General features: G+C 50.5%; 25 protein-coding genes. 20 read left to right on the forward strand and 5 right to left on the reverse strand.

The features are described from left to right. The first annotated feature begins 124 nt into the window (after positions 1-124). From rplN to KTJ90_RS02225, 20 genes are all read left to right on the forward strand, one after another. Positions 125-496, forward strand: a complete 372-nt coding sequence (gene rplN, locus KTJ90_RS02130; RefSeq protein WP_006120590.1) for a 50S ribosomal protein L14 — start codon at positions 125-127, stop codon at positions 494-496. Between the two features lie 10 nt (positions 497-506). Continuing rightward, a complete protein-coding gene (gene rplX, locus KTJ90_RS02135; RefSeq protein WP_003850150.1) occupies positions 507-821 on the forward strand; it encodes a 50S ribosomal protein L24 in 315 nt (104 codons plus the stop codon). A 14-nt stretch (positions 822-835) separates the two neighbouring features. After that, a complete protein-coding gene (gene rplE, locus KTJ90_RS02140) occupies positions 836-1,375 on the forward strand; it encodes a 50S ribosomal protein L5 (protein ID WP_003850155.1) in 540 nt (179 codons plus the stop codon). Positions 1,376-1,389: 14 nt separating this feature from the next. Next, positions 1,390-1,695, forward strand: a complete 306-nt coding sequence (rpsN, locus tag KTJ90_RS02145) for a 30S ribosomal protein S14 (RefSeq protein WP_008927132.1) — start codon at positions 1,390-1,392, stop codon at positions 1,693-1,695. A 32-nt stretch (positions 1,696-1,727) separates the two neighbouring features. Next, on the forward strand, positions 1,728-2,120 hold the full coding sequence (rpsH, locus tag KTJ90_RS02150; RefSeq protein WP_003850158.1) for a 30S ribosomal protein S8: 393 nt from the start codon (positions 1,728-1,730) through the stop codon (positions 2,118-2,120). A 13-nt stretch (positions 2,121-2,133) separates the two neighbouring features. Continuing rightward, on the forward strand, positions 2,134-2,667 hold the full coding sequence (gene rplF, locus KTJ90_RS02155; RefSeq protein WP_003850161.1) for a 50S ribosomal protein L6: 534 nt from the start codon (positions 2,134-2,136) through the stop codon (positions 2,665-2,667). A gap of 9 nt (positions 2,668-2,676) precedes the next feature. After that, on the forward strand, positions 2,677-3,030 hold the full coding sequence (rplR, locus tag KTJ90_RS02160) for a 50S ribosomal protein L18 (RefSeq protein WP_003850163.1): 354 nt from the start codon (positions 2,677-2,679) through the stop codon (positions 3,028-3,030). A 14-nt stretch (positions 3,031-3,044) separates the two neighbouring features. Continuing rightward, entirely contained in the window at positions 3,045-3,545 is a 501-nt protein-coding gene (gene rpsE / locus KTJ90_RS02165) for a 30S ribosomal protein S5 (protein WP_003850164.1), read from the forward strand. Positions 3,546-3,550: 5 nt separating this feature from the next. Beyond that, complete coding sequence (rpmD, locus tag KTJ90_RS02170; protein ID WP_003850166.1) at positions 3,551-3,730, forward strand: 50S ribosomal protein L30; 180 nt, start codon at positions 3,551-3,553, stop codon at positions 3,728-3,730. Between the two features lie 3 nt (positions 3,731-3,733). After that, on the forward strand, positions 3,734-4,168 hold the full coding sequence (gene rplO / locus KTJ90_RS02175) for a 50S ribosomal protein L15 (protein WP_003850168.1): 435 nt from the start codon (positions 3,734-3,736) through the stop codon (positions 4,166-4,168). Between the two features lie 7 nt (positions 4,169-4,175). After that, positions 4,176-5,507: a preprotein translocase subunit SecY gene (gene secY / locus KTJ90_RS02180; RefSeq protein ID WP_003850175.1), complete on the forward strand. Its 1,332-nt coding sequence runs from the start codon at positions 4,176-4,178 to the stop codon at positions 5,505-5,507. A gap of 32 nt (positions 5,508-5,539) precedes the next feature. Beyond that, entirely contained in the window at positions 5,540-5,656 is a 117-nt protein-coding gene (gene rpmJ, locus KTJ90_RS02185) for a 50S ribosomal protein L36 (protein ID WP_004160566.1), read from the forward strand. A 146-nt stretch (positions 5,657-5,802) separates the two neighbouring features. Then, entirely contained in the window at positions 5,803-6,159 is a 357-nt protein-coding gene (rpsM, locus tag KTJ90_RS02190) for a 30S ribosomal protein S13 (RefSeq protein ID WP_003850176.1), read from the forward strand. A gap of 16 nt (positions 6,160-6,175) precedes the next feature. After that, positions 6,176-6,565 (forward strand): 30S ribosomal protein S11, encoded by a 390-nt coding sequence (gene rpsK, locus KTJ90_RS02195; protein ID WP_004160563.1) that lies wholly within the window; start codon positions 6,176-6,178, stop codon positions 6,563-6,565. 33 nt (positions 6,566-6,598) lie between these two features. Further along, positions 6,599-7,219, forward strand: coding sequence for a 30S ribosomal protein S4 (rpsD, locus tag KTJ90_RS02200; RefSeq protein ID WP_008927131.1), 621 nt, complete (start codon positions 6,599-6,601; stop codon positions 7,217-7,219). A gap of 25 nt (positions 7,220-7,244) precedes the next feature. Beyond that, the gene (locus KTJ90_RS02205) at positions 7,245-8,234 is read left to right on the forward strand and encodes a DNA-directed RNA polymerase subunit alpha (protein WP_003850179.1); all 990 of its coding nucleotides are present in this window, start codon (positions 7,245-7,247) and stop codon (positions 8,232-8,234) included. 40 nt (positions 8,235-8,274) lie between these two features. Beyond that, positions 8,275-8,661 (forward strand): 50S ribosomal protein L17, encoded by a 387-nt coding sequence (gene rplQ, locus KTJ90_RS02210; protein WP_003850180.1) that lies wholly within the window; start codon positions 8,275-8,277, stop codon positions 8,659-8,661. A 95-nt stretch (positions 8,662-8,756) separates the two neighbouring features. Next, a complete protein-coding gene (locus KTJ90_RS02215; RefSeq protein ID WP_008927130.1) occupies positions 8,757-9,128 on the forward strand; it encodes a DnaJ family domain-containing protein in 372 nt (123 codons plus the stop codon). Then, the gene (gene zntR / locus KTJ90_RS02220) at positions 9,129-9,545 is read left to right on the forward strand and encodes a Zn(2+)-responsive transcriptional regulator (protein ID WP_003852359.1); all 417 of its coding nucleotides are present in this window, start codon (positions 9,129-9,131) and stop codon (positions 9,543-9,545) included. A 59-nt stretch (positions 9,546-9,604) separates the two neighbouring features. Beyond that, complete coding sequence (locus KTJ90_RS02225; RefSeq protein WP_008927129.1) at positions 9,605-9,892, forward strand: alternative ribosome-rescue factor A; 288 nt, start codon at positions 9,605-9,607, stop codon at positions 9,890-9,892. On the opposite strand, the gene mscL is transcribed toward KTJ90_RS02225, so the two are convergent. From mscL to def, 5 genes are all read right to left on the reverse strand, one after another. Then, positions 9,839-10,249: a large-conductance mechanosensitive channel protein MscL gene (gene mscL / locus KTJ90_RS02230; RefSeq protein ID WP_003852356.1), complete on the reverse strand. Its 411-nt coding sequence runs from the start codon at positions 10,247-10,249 to the stop codon at positions 9,839-9,841. The two genes, KTJ90_RS02225 and mscL, sit on opposite strands and share 54 nt — an antisense overlap. 124 nt (positions 10,250-10,373) lie before the next feature. Then, entirely contained in the window at positions 10,374-11,750 is a 1,377-nt protein-coding gene (trkA, locus tag KTJ90_RS02235; protein ID WP_008927128.1) for a Trk system potassium transporter TrkA, read from the reverse strand. A gap of 18 nt (positions 11,751-11,768) precedes the next feature. Continuing rightward, the gene (gene rsmB / locus KTJ90_RS02240; RefSeq protein WP_499025906.1) at positions 11,769-13,070 is read right to left on the reverse strand and encodes a 16S rRNA (cytosine(967)-C(5))-methyltransferase; all 1,302 of its coding nucleotides are present in this window, start codon (positions 13,068-13,070) and stop codon (positions 11,769-11,771) included. A gap of 49 nt (positions 13,071-13,119) precedes the next feature. Further along, on the reverse strand, positions 13,120-14,064 hold the full coding sequence (gene fmt / locus KTJ90_RS02245; RefSeq protein WP_110410954.1) for a methionyl-tRNA formyltransferase: 945 nt from the start codon (positions 14,062-14,064) through the stop codon (positions 13,120-13,122). A gap of 20 nt (positions 14,065-14,084) precedes the next feature. Further along, positions 14,085-14,597: a peptide deformylase gene (def, locus tag KTJ90_RS02250; RefSeq protein ID WP_003852348.1), complete on the reverse strand. Its 513-nt coding sequence runs from the start codon at positions 14,595-14,597 to the stop codon at positions 14,085-14,087. Between the last annotated feature and the right edge of the window lie 38 nt (positions 14,598-14,635).

Here is a 14,635-nt window from a genome sequence, read left to right on the forward strand (position 1 = left end):
CCGTTTATTTTTTCTACCCATCTGTGAGAACCGGTGTTACAATGCCGCGCCCTCAATTATGGGGCTTTCTAACGACCTGAGGTTTAGGTCCCGAAGTAGTAGTTGACATTAGCGGAGCACTAAAATGATCCAAGAACAGACTATGCTGAACGTCGCCGACAACTCCGGTGCACGTCGCGTAATGTGTATCAAGGTTCTGGGTGGCTCGCACCGTCGCTACGCAGGCGTCGGTGACATCATCAAAGTTACCATCAAGGAAGCAATTCCTCGTGGTAAAGTCAAAAAAGGTGATGTCCTGAAGGCGGTAGTGGTGCGCACCAGGAAGGGTGTTCGTCGCCCGGACGGTTCTGTCATTCGCTTCGATGGTAATGCATGCGTTATTCTGAACAATAACAGTGAGCAGCCTATCGGTACGCGTATTTTTGGGCCGGTAACTCGTGAACTTCGTACTGAAAAGTTCATGAAAATTATCTCTCTGGCACCAGAAGTACTCTAAGGAGCGAACAATGGCAGCTAAAATCCGTCGTAACGACGAAGTTATCGTGTTAACCGGTAAAGATAAAGGTAAGCGCGGTAAAGTTAAGAATGTCCTGTCTTCTGGTAAGGTCATCGTTGAAGGTATCAACCTGGTTAAGAAACATCAGAAGCCGGTCCCGGCCCTGAACCAACCAGGTGGCATCGTTGAAAAAGAAGCTGCTATTCAGGTTTCTAACGTTGCACTGTTCAACGCGGCAACTGGTAAGGCTGACCGTGTAGGCTTTAGATTCGAAGACGGCAAAAAAGTCCGTTTCTTCAAGTCTAACAGCGAAACTATCAAGTAATTTGGAGTAGTACGATGGCGAAACTGCATGATTACTACAAAGACGAAGTAGTCCAGAAACTCATGACAGAGTTTGGCTACAATTCTGTCATGCAAGTCCCTCGGGTCGAGAAGATCACCCTGAACATGGGTGTTGGTGAAGCGATCGCTGACAAGAAACTGCTGGATAACGCAGCAGCTGACCTGGCAGCAATCTCCGGTCAAAAACCGCTGGTCACCAAAGCACGCAAATCAGTTGCAGGCTTCAAAATCCGTCAGGGCTATCCGATCGGCTGTAAAGTAACTCTGCGTGGCGAGCGCATGTGGGAGTTCTTTGAGCGTCTGGTCACCATTGCTGTTCCACGTATCCGTGACTTCCGTGGCTTGTCCGCTAAGTCATTCGATGGTCGTGGCAACTACAGCATGGGTGTACGTGAGCAGATCATCTTCCCAGAAATCGACTACGACAAAGTCGATCGCGTTCGTGGTTTGGATATCACCATTACCACTACTGCGAAATCTGATGATGAAGGCCGTGCTCTGCTGGCTGCCTTTGACTTCCCGTTCCGTAAGTAAGGTAGGGTTACTTAATGGCTAAGCAATCTATGAAAGCACGCGAAGTTAAGCGTGCAAAATTAGCAGACAAATTCTTCGCTAAACGCGCTGAACTGAAAGCGATCATCTCTGATGTGAACGCTTCCGACGAAGATCGTTGGGATGCTGTTCTGAAGCTGCAGAGTCTGCCGCGTGATTCCAGCCCTTCGCGTCAGCGTAACCGCTGCCGTCAAACAGGTCGTCCGCACGGTTTCCTGCGGAAGTTTGGGTTGAGCCGTATCAAGGTCCGCGAAGCCGCCATGCGCGGTGAAATCCCGGGCCTGAAAAAGGCTAGCTGGTAATTGTCACCAATTGAATCACGGGAGTAACACAGATGAGCATGCAAGATCCGATCGCGGATATGCTGACCCGTATCCGTAACGGTCAGGCCGCAAACAAAGTTGCGGTCACCATGCCTTCCTCCAAGCTGAAATTGGCAATTGCCAACGTTCTGAAGGAAGAAGGATATATTGAAGATTTCAAAATCGAAGGCGACATCAAGCTGGAACTGGAACTTACTCTCAAGTATTTCCAAGGCAAAGCTGTTGTAGAAAGCATTCAGCGAGTAAGCCGTCCTGGTCTGCGCATCTATAAGAAAAAAGATGAGCTGCCAAAGGTAATGGCCGGTATGGGCATCGCTGTAGTTTCTACATCTAAAGGTGTCATGACTGATCGTGCAGCGCGCCAGGCAGGTCTTGGTGGCGAAATTATCTGCTACGTAGCGTAATCGGAGGATACATATGTCTCGTGTTGCTAAAGCACCTGTCGTTGTTCCTGCCGGCGTAGAGGTAAAACTCAACGGTCAGGTAATTTCGATTAAAGGTAAAAACGGCGAGCTGACTCGTACTATCAATGATGCTGTTGAAGTTAAGCATGCTGACAACGCTCTGACTTTCGCTCCGCGCGAAGGTTTCGTTGACGGCTGGGCGCAGGCGGGTACTTCTCGCGCGCTGCTGAACGCAATGGTTATCGGTGTTACCGAAGGCTTCACTAAGAAGCTGCAGCTGGTTGGTGTAGGTTATCGTGCAGCCGTTAAAGGCGACGTGGTCAACCTGTCTCTGGGCTTTTCTCATCCAGTCGATCACCAGCTGCCCGCGGGTATCACTGCAGAATGTCCAACTCAGACTGAGATCGTGCTGAAAGGCGCTGATAAACAGCTGATTGGTCAGGTTGCAGCGGACCTGCGCGCCTACCGTCGTCCTGAGCCTTATAAAGGCAAGGGTGTCCGTTACGCCGACGAAGTCGTGCGTACCAAAGAGGCTAAGAAGAAGTAAGGTAACACTATGGATAAGAAATCTGCTCGTATCCGTCGTGCGACCCGTGCACGTCGCAAGCTCAAAGAGCTGGGTGCTACTCGCCTGGTGGTACATCGTACCCCGCGTCATATTTACGCACAGGTAATCGCCCCGAACGGTTCCGAAGTTCTGGTCGCTGCTTCTACTGTAGAAAAAGCTATCACTGAACAACTGAAGTATACCGGTAATAAAGAAGCCGCAGCTGCAGTAGGTAAAGCTATCGCAGAACGCGCAATCGAAAAAGGCATCACTGGTGTTTCTTTCGACCGTTCCGGTTTCCAATATCATGGTCGCGTCCAGGCACTGGCAGATGCTGCCCGTGAAGCTGGCCTTCAGTTCTAAGGTAGAGGTCTAAGATGGCACACATCGAGAAACAAGCTGGCGAACTGCAGGAAAAACTGATCGCGGTAAACCGTGTTTCTAAAACTGTTAAAGGTGGTCGTATCTTCTCCTTCACAGCACTGACTGTGGTAGGCGATGGTAATGGTCGCGTAGGTTTTGGTTACGGTAAAGCGCGTGAAGTTCCAGCAGCGATCCAGAAAGCGATGGAGAAAGCCCGTCGCAACATGGTTAACGTCGCGCTGACCAACGGCACCCTGCAGCACCCAGTTAAAGGTGCACACACGGGTTCCCGCGTGTTCATGCAGCCGGCTTCAGAAGGTACCGGTATTATTGCCGGTGGTGCAATGCGCGCCGTTCTGGAAGTCGCTGGAGTTCATAACGTACTGGCAAAAGCGTATGGTTCTACAAACCCGATTAACGTGGTTCGTGCAACTATCGATGGCCTGGGCAATATGAAATCTCCGGAAATGGTCGCTGCTAAGCGTGGTAAATCCGTTGAAGAAATTCTGGGGTAATCACGATGGCTAAGACTATTAAAATCACTCAAACCCGTAGTTCAATCGGCCGCTTGCCTAAGCATAAAGCCACTCTGGTTGGCCTGGGTCTGCGTCGTATTGGCCACACCGTTGAGCGTGAAGACACGCCAGCAGTACGCGGTATGGTCAACGCGGTTTCCTATATGGTTAAAGTGGAGGAGTAAGAGATGCGTTTAAATACTCTGTCTCCGGCCGAAGGGTCTAAGCACGCTACCAAGCGTCTGGGTCGTGGTATCGGTTCTGGCCTCGGAAAAACCGGTGGTCGTGGTCACAAAGGTCAGAACTCACGTTCTGGCGGTGGCGTACGTCGCGGTTTCGAAGGTGGTCAGATGCCTCTGTACCGTCGTCTGCCGAAGTTCGGTTTCACCTCTCGCAAAGCAATGATCACCACAGAGATTCGTCTGTCTGATCTGGCGAAAGTTGAAGGCGGTATCGTCGACCTGAACGCGCTGAAAGCAGCCAACATTGTCGGTGTTCAGATTGAATTCGTTAAAGTAATTCTGTCTGGTGAAGTTTCTACACCGGTAACGGTTCGCGGTCTGCGTGTCACCAAAGGTGCACGTGCTGCAATCGAAGCTGCTGGCGGTAAAATCGAGGAATAAGTAGCAGATGGCTAAACAACCAGGATTAGATTTTCAAAGTGCCAAAGGTGGCTTTGGTGAGCTGAAACGCAGACTGCTGTTTGTAATCGGCGCACTCATTGTCTTCCGTATTGGCTCTTTTATTCCAATCCCTGGTATTGATGCCACTGTACTTGCCAAACTGCTTGAGCAACAGCGTGGCACCATCATTGAAATGTTTAACATGTTCTCTGGTGGTGCTCTCAGCCGTGCTTCTATTTTCGCACTGGGCATCATGCCGTATATTTCGGCATCGATTATTATCCAGTTATTAACGGTGGTTCACCCAGCGTTAGCGGAAATTAAGAAAGAAGGGGAGGCTGGCCGTCGTAAGATTAGCCAGTACACCCGATACGGTACGTTGGTATTGGCCATATTCCAGTCGATCGGTATTGCTACCGGTCTGCCGAATATGCCAGGGATGCAAGGCCTGGTAATGAATCCAGGCTTTGCTTTCTACTTTACCGCTGTTGTGAGTCTGGTCTCGGGAACGATGTTCCTGATGTGGCTGGGCGAACAGATTACTGAACGTGGTATCGGTAACGGTATTTCGATCATTATCTTCGCAGGTATTGTTGCGGGTCTCCCGCCGGCCATTGGCCATACCATCGAGCAAGCGCGGCAAGGCGACCTGCACTTCCTTCTGTTGCTGTTGGTTGCAGTACTCGTATTCGCAGTGACCTTCTTTGTTATCTTCGTTGAACGTGGTCAACGCCGCATTGTGGTGAACTACGCAAAACGTCAGCAGGGTCGTCGCGTTTACGCTGCACAGAGCACACATTTACCGTTGAAAGTGAACATGGCGGGTGTTATTCCAGCTATCTTCGCTTCCAGCATTATTCTGTTCCCGGCAACGATTGCATCGTGGTTTGGGGGCGGTACCGGTTGGAACTGGCTGACAACAATTTCGCTGTATTTGCAGCCAGGACAGCCGCTTTATGTGCTACTCTATGCGACTGCAATCATCTTCTTCTGTTTCTTCTATACGGCGTTGGTTTTCAACCCACGTGAAACAGCAGATAACCTGAAGAAGTCTGGTGCATTCGTACCGGGAATTCGTCCGGGAGAGCAAACGGCGAAGTATATTGATAAAGTAATGACGCGACTGACCTTAATCGGCGCCCTGTATATTACGTTTATCTGCCTTATCCCGGAGTTCATGCGTGATGCGATGAAGGTTCCCTTCTACTTTGGCGGTACGTCACTGCTTATCGTAGTTGTCGTCATCATGGACTTTATGGCTCAAGTGCAAACTCTGATGATGTCAAGTCAGTACGAGTCGGCACTGAAGAAAGCTAACCTGAAAGGCTACGGCCGTTAATTCAGTTGGTTGAGAAGTTACGGAGAGTAAAAATGAAAGTTCGTGCTTCCGTCAAGAAATTATGTCGTAACTGCAAAATCATTCGTCGCGACGGTGTCGTCCGTGTGATTTGTAGCGCCGAGCCTAAGCATAAACAGCGCCAAGGCTGATTTTGTCACATATTTTTCTTGCAAAGTCGGGTTGAGCTGGCTAGATTAGCCAGCCAATCTTTTGTATGTCAGTGCGTTTCCATTTGAGTATCCTGAAAACGGGCTTTTCAGCATGGGACGTGCTTGTTTAATTATAGGAGTGCATAGTGGCCCGTATAGCAGGCATTAACATTCCTGATCAAAAACATACCGTTATCGCATTAACTTCGATCTTCGGTATCGGTAAAACCCGTTCAAAAGCCATCTGCGCTTCAACGGGTATTGCTGAAAATGTTAAGATCAGTGAGCTGTCTGAAGAACAAATTGATCAGCTGCGTGATGCAGTTGCGAAATTCGTTGTAGAAGGTGATCTGCGCCGTGAAATCACCCTGAGCATCAAGCGTCTTATGGACCTTGGTTGCTACCGTGGTTTGCGCCATCGTCGTGGTCTTCCGGTTCGCGGTCAGCGTACTAAGACCAACGCACGTACCCGTAAGGGTCCGCGTAAACCGATCAAGAAATAATCGGGGTGAGTAAATAATGGCAAAGGCACCAGTTCGTGCACGCAAGCGTGTAAGAAAACAAGTCTCAGATGGCGTGGCTCATGTCCATGCTTCTTTTAACAACACCATCGTTACCATTACTGATCGTCAGGGTAACGCACTGGGTTGGGCAACCGCCGGTGGTTCCGGTTTCCGCGGTTCACGTAAATCCACTCCGTTTGCTGCTCAGGTCGCTGCAGAGCGCTGTGCAGAAGCGGTAAAAGATTACGGAATTAAGAACCTGGAAGTTATGGTAAAGGGTCCGGGTCCAGGACGCGAATCTACGATTCGTGCTTTGAACGCCGCTGGTTTCCGCATCACTAATATTACTGATGTGACTCCGATCCCTCATAACGGTTGTCGTCCGCCGAAAAAACGTCGCGTATAACGCCCGTTTTTTTAGGATAGTTGGAGAAAGAAAATGGCAAGATATTTGGGTCCTAAGCTCAAGCTGAGCCGTCGTGAGGGCACTGACTTATTCCTTAAGTCTGGCGTTCGCGCGATTGATTCCAAGTGTAAGATTGAACAAGCCCCTGGTCAGCATGGTGCGCGTAAACCGCGTCTGTCTGATTACGGCGGTCAGTTACGTGAAAAGCAGAAAGTTCGTCGTATCTACGGCGTGCTGGAGCGTCAGTTCCGTAACTATTATAAAGAAGCAGCTCGTCTGAAAGGCAACACCGGTGAAAACCTGTTGGCTCTGCTGGAAGGTCGTCTGGACAACGTAGTTTATCGTATGGGCTTTGGTGCCACTCGTGCAGAAGCACGTCAGCTGGTGAGCCATAAGTCTGTTCTGGTAAATGGCCGCGTTGTTAACATCGCTTCTTATCAGGTATCTCCGAATGATGTCGTTAGCATCCGTGAGAAAGCCAAAAAGCAATCTCGCGTGAAGGCCGCTCTGGAGCTGGCTGAGCAGCGTGAAAAGCCAACCTGGCTGGAAGTTGATGCGACTAAGATGGAAGGTGTGTTCAAGCGTATTCCTGAACGTACTGATCTGTCTGCGGACATTAACGAACACCTGATCGTCGAGCTTTACTCCAAGTAAGGCTTAGTACCAAAGAGAGGACACAATGCAGGGTTCTGTGACAGAGTTTCTAAAACCGCGCCTGGTAGATATCGAGCAAGTGAGTTCGACGCACGCCAAGGTGACCCTTGAGCCTTTAGAGCGTGGCTTTGGCCATACTCTTGGTAACGCACTGCGCCGTATTCTGCTTTCATCCATGCCGGGTTGCGCGGTGACCGAGGTTGAAATTGATGGTGTACTTCATGAGTACAGCACCAAAGAGGGCGTACAGGAAGATATCCTGGAAATCCTGCTCAACCTGAAAGGGCTGGCGGTAAGAGTTCAGGGTAAAGATGAAGTTATTCTGACCCTGAATAAATCTGGCATTGGCCCTGTGACTGCAGCCGACATTACCCATGATGGTGATGTCGAAATCGTCAAGCCTCAGCATGTCATTTGCCATCTGACCGATGAGAACGCTGCTATCAGCATGCGTATCAAAGTTCAGCGTGGACGTGGCTATGTGCCGGCTTCTGCCCGAATTCATTCGGAAGAAGATGAGCGCCCAATCGGCCGCCTGTTAGTTGACGCTTGCTACAGCCCTGTAGACCGTATTGCCTACAATGTTGAAGCAGCGCGTGTAGAGCAGCGCACCGACCTGGACAAGCTGGTCATCGAAATGGAAACCAACGGCACAATCGATCCTGAAGAGGCGATTCGTCGTGCGGCAACCATTCTGGCTGAACAACTTGAAGCTTTCGTTGACTTACGTGATGTACGTCAGCCGGAAGTTAAAGAAGAGAAACCAGAATTCGATCCGATCCTGCTGCGCCCTGTTGACGATCTGGAATTGACTGTCCGCTCTGCTAACTGCCTTAAGGCAGAAGCTATCCACTACATCGGTGATCTGGTACAGCGTACCGAGGTTGAGCTGCTTAAAACGCCTAACCTTGGTAAAAAATCTCTTACCGAGATTAAAGATGTGCTGGCTTCGCGTGGTCTTTCTCTGGGCATGCGCCTTGAGAACTGGCCGCCAGCAAGCATTGCTGATGAATAATCAGATCACAGGTTAAGGTTTCACTGAGAAGGATAAGGTCATGCGCCATCGTAAGAGTGGTCGTCAACTGAACCGCAACAGCAGCCATCGTCAGGCTATGTTCCGCAACATGGCCGGTTCTCTGGTTCGTCATGAGATCATCAAAACGACTCTGCCGAAAGCCAAAGAACTGCGTCGCGTAGTTGAGCCGCTGATTACTCTTGCCAAGACCGACAGCGTAGCTAATCGTCGTCTGGCATTCGCCCGTACTCGTGATAACGAGATCGTGGCAAAACTGTTTAATGAGTTAGGCCCGCGTTTCGCGAGCCGTGCCGGTGGTTACACTCGTATTCTGAAGTGTGGCTTCCGTGCTGGTGACAACGCTCCGATGGCTTACATCGAGCTCGTTGATCGTCCAGAAGCTCAAGCAGAAGCAGCTGCAGAGTAATCTGTAGCAACGTAAAAAACCCGCTTCGGCGGGTTTTTTATTGCCTGCAATTTATTACCTTAGAACGTAGTCTTTTATGTTCAAAGGAGCTAACTATGTGGCTGGTTGATGAACTTGCTGAACAGCATATCAAAGCAGCGTTAGAAAAAGGCGAGCTGAGTAATCTTCCTGGCTCAGGTAAGCCACTGCAGCTGGATGATGACAGCCATGTTCCGCCCGAATTAAGAGCAGGTTACCGGTTGCTCAAAAATTCAGGATTTCTGCCGCCTGAACTTGAGTTAAGACGCGAAGCCATGGAAGTTAACGATCTTATTTGTCAGCTCGATCCAGAGGATCATCGCTATCAGGATCATTGTCATCGGCTGCAGGTTCTGGAGCTAAGATTACGTCAGGCAGGTATGAGTACCGATTTTCTTCATGGCCGTTATTCCACAGCCATCCAGCATCATTTCCGTGAGGAGAAGTAAATGTTTCGCATTGGCCAGCTAGCTAAGCTTGCAGATGTCACGCCAGACACGATTCGCTTCTATGAAAAACAACAGATGATGGATCATGATGGTCGGACAGAAGGCGGTTTTCGACTTTATAGCGAGAGTGATCTTCAGCGTCTGAAATTTATTCGCTACGGGCGCAAACTCGGCTTTAGCCTTGAAGCCATCAGAGAGCTGCTCTCGATCCGGGTCGATCCTGTGCATCACACCTGTCAGGAATCAAAAGCGATCGTTGAAAAACGGCTGTATGAAGTTGCTCAAATGATCGCAGAATTAGAAACGATGCAGCGTTCTCTGCGACATCTCTCGGATGCCTGTTGTGGAGACAGCCACACTAGCGTTTCGTGCTCAATTCTTGAGGCACTGGAGCGGGGAGAGGCTTTGAGCAAATAAGGATATTGTTATTTTGCTGCAAAAGAATAAAGTATCAGACCTTATAAACAGGAGGCGTCATGAGTAAATATCAGCACACCAAAGGGCAAATTCGCGACAACGCGATTCAGGCCCTCTTACACGACCCGCTATTTCGGCAACGTATTGAGCAGAAGCAAAAAGGTAAAGGCAGTTTTAAGCGAAAAGAGAAACATGGCAAGGGGACTGGATGGGAGGGCAGTGATAAGAAAGCGTCTTATCACTGCCCTTCTGCTTTTACGGTTAAAAAAACCGCCTGTGCGGCGGCTTATCAACTATACCCGCGTGTTTTGCTGTTTAAGCAGATCGCGGATTTCAGTCAGCAGTAATTCTTCGTTCGTTGGTTTCGCAACGGGCTTTTCAACTTCCTTTTTCTTATACAGACGGTTCATTAACTTGATCGCCATGAAGATTGCGAAAGCGATGATGACGAAATCGAAGATGGTCTGAAGGAAGATACCGTATTGCATTACAACGGCTGGCGCATCACCAACTGCGGGCTTAAGTACCCACTGGAATGATTTAAAGTCGACACCACCGATCAGCAAGCCCAATGGTGGCATAATGATGTTGGCGACCAGCGATGAAACGATTTTCCCGAAGGCCGCACCGATGATAACACCGACGGCGAGATCCATCACATTACCGCGCATCGCGAAATCGCGAAACTCTTTGATTAAACTCATACTTATCTCCTTGCCTAAGCCAATGTCATAAAGTTTAACAAACCTTACTGTTTTTGCCATCAACTCAGCGATTTAAGCGGCACTTTCACGCGTCTCGTACTTTTTATGCCTGTAAATGCGGCATTTACAGGAAAAATGGACTTGGCTGAAAGAGACGTTCAACGTCTGAGACAAATTTCTTGTCGGTGAGGAACATGATGACATGATCTCCTTGTTCAATACGCAGATTGTCATTGGCAATCATCACATCGTCACCGCGAACCACTGCGCCGATAATGGTCCCTGGCGGTAATTTGATATCATCAATTGAACGGCCGACCACGCGTGAAGTGGATTCGTCACCATGCGCTATTGCTTCGATTGCCTCTGCAATACCGCGTCGCAGTGACGATACACCCACGATATCTGCTTTGCGCACATGGCCCAGCAGAGCAGAGATAGTGGCCTGCTGAGGTGAAATAGCAATATCGATGACGCTGCCCTGCACCAGATCGACATACGCACGACGCTGAATAAGCACCATAACTTTCTTCGCCCCCATCTTTTTTGCCAGCATGGCTGACATGATGTTGGCTTCATCATCATTGGTGACGGCAATAAACAGATCAACCTGCTCAACGTGCTCTTCCGCCAGCAACTCCTGATCGGACGCATCGCCATAAAAAACTACCGTGTCATGCAGATGTTCTGCAAGTTCGGCTGCGCGCTGAGCATTACGTTCAATCAGCTTAACGCTGTAATGTTTCTCAAGACGCTGTGCCAGACCGAAACCAATGTTACCGCCACCCACCAGCATAATCCGCTTGTAGGGTTTCTCCAGCCGTTGCATCTCGCTCATTACGGCACGAATATTCTGGCTGGCCGCGATGAAAAAGACTTCATCACCCGCTTCAACAATGGTTGATCCCTGCGGACGAATGGGCCGGTCCTGACGAAAGATAGCGGCTACTCGGGTATCAATGTGTGGCATATGCTCACGCATAATGGAGAGCGGATTGCCCACCAGTGGTCCACCATAATAGGCTTTCACCACCGCAAGGCTGACTTTGCCCTCAGCAAAGTTAACCACCTGCAACGCGCCTGGATACTGGATTAAACGGTAGATATTTTCGATCACCAACTGTTCCGGTGAGATCAGGTGATCAATGGGCACCGCTTCAGGAATAAATAACTTGTCCGCATCACGCAGATAGTCGGCCGCGCGAATCCGGGCGATACGGTTCGGCGTGTTGAAAAGCGAATAAGCAATCTGGCAGGCAATCATGTTGGTTTCGTCGGAGTTGGTAACGGCAACCAGCATGTCGGCATCTTCCGCGCCTGCCTCCCGCAAAATGCGCGGATGAGAACCATGACCCTGTACGACGCGCAGATCGAATTTATCCTGCAGATGACGCAGGCGAGAAGAGTCGGTATCCACCACCGTGATATCGTTGTTTTCACCGACCAGATTTTCTGCCAGGGTACCGCCAACCTGACCTGCGCCCAGAATGATTATTTTCATCGCTTATCAATACTCATCTCAGTTTGTACCCGATTTCTTTATCAGCTTAGCGTAGAAGAAACCATCTCCGCCTTCGGCTTGCGGGAATACCTGTAGGCCATTCGCGGGTGCATCCCTGAGGGAAACGGCTTGTGCATCGTGCTGGCGCTGCAGGAAAGCATCTATCTGCTGATGATTCTCTTCAGGCAGGATGGAACAGGTAGCATAAATCAGCGTGCCGCCTGGTTTCAGGTGCGGCCAGACAGCATCAAGAATTTCAGACTGAAGCTTTGCCAGCTCGGCGATATCACGATCGCGACGCAGCCACTTGATGTCTGGATGACGTCGGATCACTCCGGTAGCAGAGCAGGGTGCATCCAGCAGAATTCGGTCAAACTGCCGATCACCGCACCACTGCTGCGGCGTCCGTCCATCACCCTGTTTAACATCTGCTTTCATGCCCAGTCGCTGCAGATTTTCCTCAACGCGTTTAAGGCGCTGCGCATCTACGTCGACGGCCATGACTTCTGCTTCCGGCGCGATTTCGAGAATATGAGTCGTTTTACCGCCGGGTGCAGCGCATAGATCCAGAATCTGTTCGCCGTTTTGAGGTTCAAGCAGCAAAGCACAGCGCTGAGCGGACAAATCCTGCACGGTCACCCAACCCTGCCCGAAGCCCGGTAACTGACTGACCGGAGCAGGGGCATCGAGCCGCAGTGCATCCGGCACATCGTCAGCAGGCTGTGCATTTCTGCCAGTTTCAGCCAGCAGGGCCAGCCATGCATCACGTTCGTGGTGCTGTTGGTTAACCCGCAACCACATCGGCGGACGCTGGTTATTGGCTTCGACGATCTGCTGCCACTGTTCTGGCCAGGCATGCTGCAATCGCTTTAGCAGCCATCCCGGATGCAGATACCGCTCCGGGCCATCCTGAATGCTTGCGAGCAGCTCTTCGCGCTGGCGCTGAAACTGGCGTAATACACCATTTAATAAGCCTTTCAGGCTGGTGCGCTTCAGGACTTCGGCCCCTGCGACAGTTTCTGCCAGTGCGGCGTGAGCAGGCACGCGTGTATATTCCAGCTGGTAAAGCCCGACCATGATCAGATAGTGCAGAACCCGCTGTTTACCGGTAAGGGGACGCGCCATCAGTTTACCGATTAGCGCTTCAAGCTGCGGTAATGTACGCAACACGCCAAAACAGATCTCCTGCACTAACGCGCTATCTTTGTCAGAGAGTTTTTTCTGAGCGGCAGGCAGTGCCGTGTTCAGGGATTCGCCCTTGTCGACAACGCGCTCAATAAGTTGGGCGGAGAGGCTACGCAGGTTGATTGATTTAGTCATAGGGTTTTGTCATCAAACAAAAGGCCCGGTGAGTGACCGGGCCTGAGAGTCAGTCCAGAAGGGTTCCAGGTTCAAACCATTCCCGGCGCGAGTTGAGAAGATCCTGAGCCGACATCGGTTTTTTACCGGCGGGCTGCAACTGCAGTAGATTCAGTACACCCTGAGCGGTCGCCACCTGGATGCCACGTTTATCCGCATGAATAATTTCACCCGGCGAACGATCGCTGTGAGGCAGAACGCTTGCCTGCCAGACTTTCACCGGTTGATCATCAATGGTGAAAAAGCTCATCGGCCACGGGTTAAACGCGCGAATACAACGTTCAAGCTGTTCTGCTGAGAGTGTCCAGTCAAGACGAGCTTCCTCTTTACTGAGCTTCTCAGCATAGTTGGCCAGCGCTTCATCCTGTTTTTCAGGTGTAGCCTGCTGAGTGCTCAGTAAGGTCAGCGTATCCAGCAGTCCCTGTGGTCCAAGTTCAGCCAGCTTATCGTATAGCGTTGCACTGGTATCCTGAGCAGTAATCGGACAGGCAAGCTTGTGCAGCATATCGCCGGTGTCCAGCCCCACATCCATCTGCATGATGGTCACGCCGGTTTCGCTGTCGCCAGCCCAGAGAGCACGTTGAATCGGTGCGGCTCCACGCCAGCGTGGCAGCAGTGAACCATGAACGTTGATGCAGCCCAGACGTGGCATATCAAGCACGGCCTTTGGCAGAATTAATCCGTAGGCTACAACAACCATCACATCAGCCTTAAGGTCAGCAACCAGCTGCTGATTCTCTTCCGGTCGCAGTGACTTAGGCTGATACACAGGAATGTCATGTGCCATCGCCAGCGTTTTGACCGGGCCTGGGGTTAATTTGTTACCGCGACCCGCCGGGCGGTCGGGTTGGGTGAATACACCGATAACCTGATGTTCAGAAGCAAGCAGCGCGTCAAGATGACGCGCTGCAAAGTCAGGTGTGCCGGCAAAGATGATTTTTAGCGGGGCAGACACGTGTATCCCTTTTTAAGTTCTCAGGAAGCCTGGGCGTTCTGACGCGCCAGTTTCTCTAACTTAGTTTTGATTCGTTGCCGCTTCAGAGGCGACAGATAATCGATAAACAGTTTGCCTTCCAGATGATCGATCTCATGCTGGATACAGATGGCCAGTAACTCGCTGGCTTCCAGCTCGAAACTGTTACCGTCACGATCAAGTGCACGGACTTTAACCCGCTCGGCACGTGGAACAAATGCGCGCTGTTCCGGAATTGAGAGGCAACCCTCTTCAATACCGGTTTCGCCGCTTTTTTCCAGCAGCTCAGGGTTGATCAGAACTAAACGCTCTTCACGACTTTCAGAGACATCAATCACGATAATGCGCTGATGAATATCGACCTGCGTAGCGGCAAGACCGATACCTTCTTCGGCATACATCGTCTCGAACATATCATCAACGATACGCTGAATGTCTGCGTTAACTTCTTTAACGGGCGCAGCGACTTTGCGAAGACGCTCGTCAGGGAAATGTAATACCTGCAAAACTGACATAAATATCCAGATCTGTATTCGGTTAAGAAAAGATTACT

The sequence above is a fragment of the Pantoea jilinensis genome (genome assembly GCF_019104105.1).
GTDB lineage: Bacteria > Pseudomonadota > Gammaproteobacteria > Enterobacterales > Enterobacteriaceae > Pantoea > Pantoea eucalypti.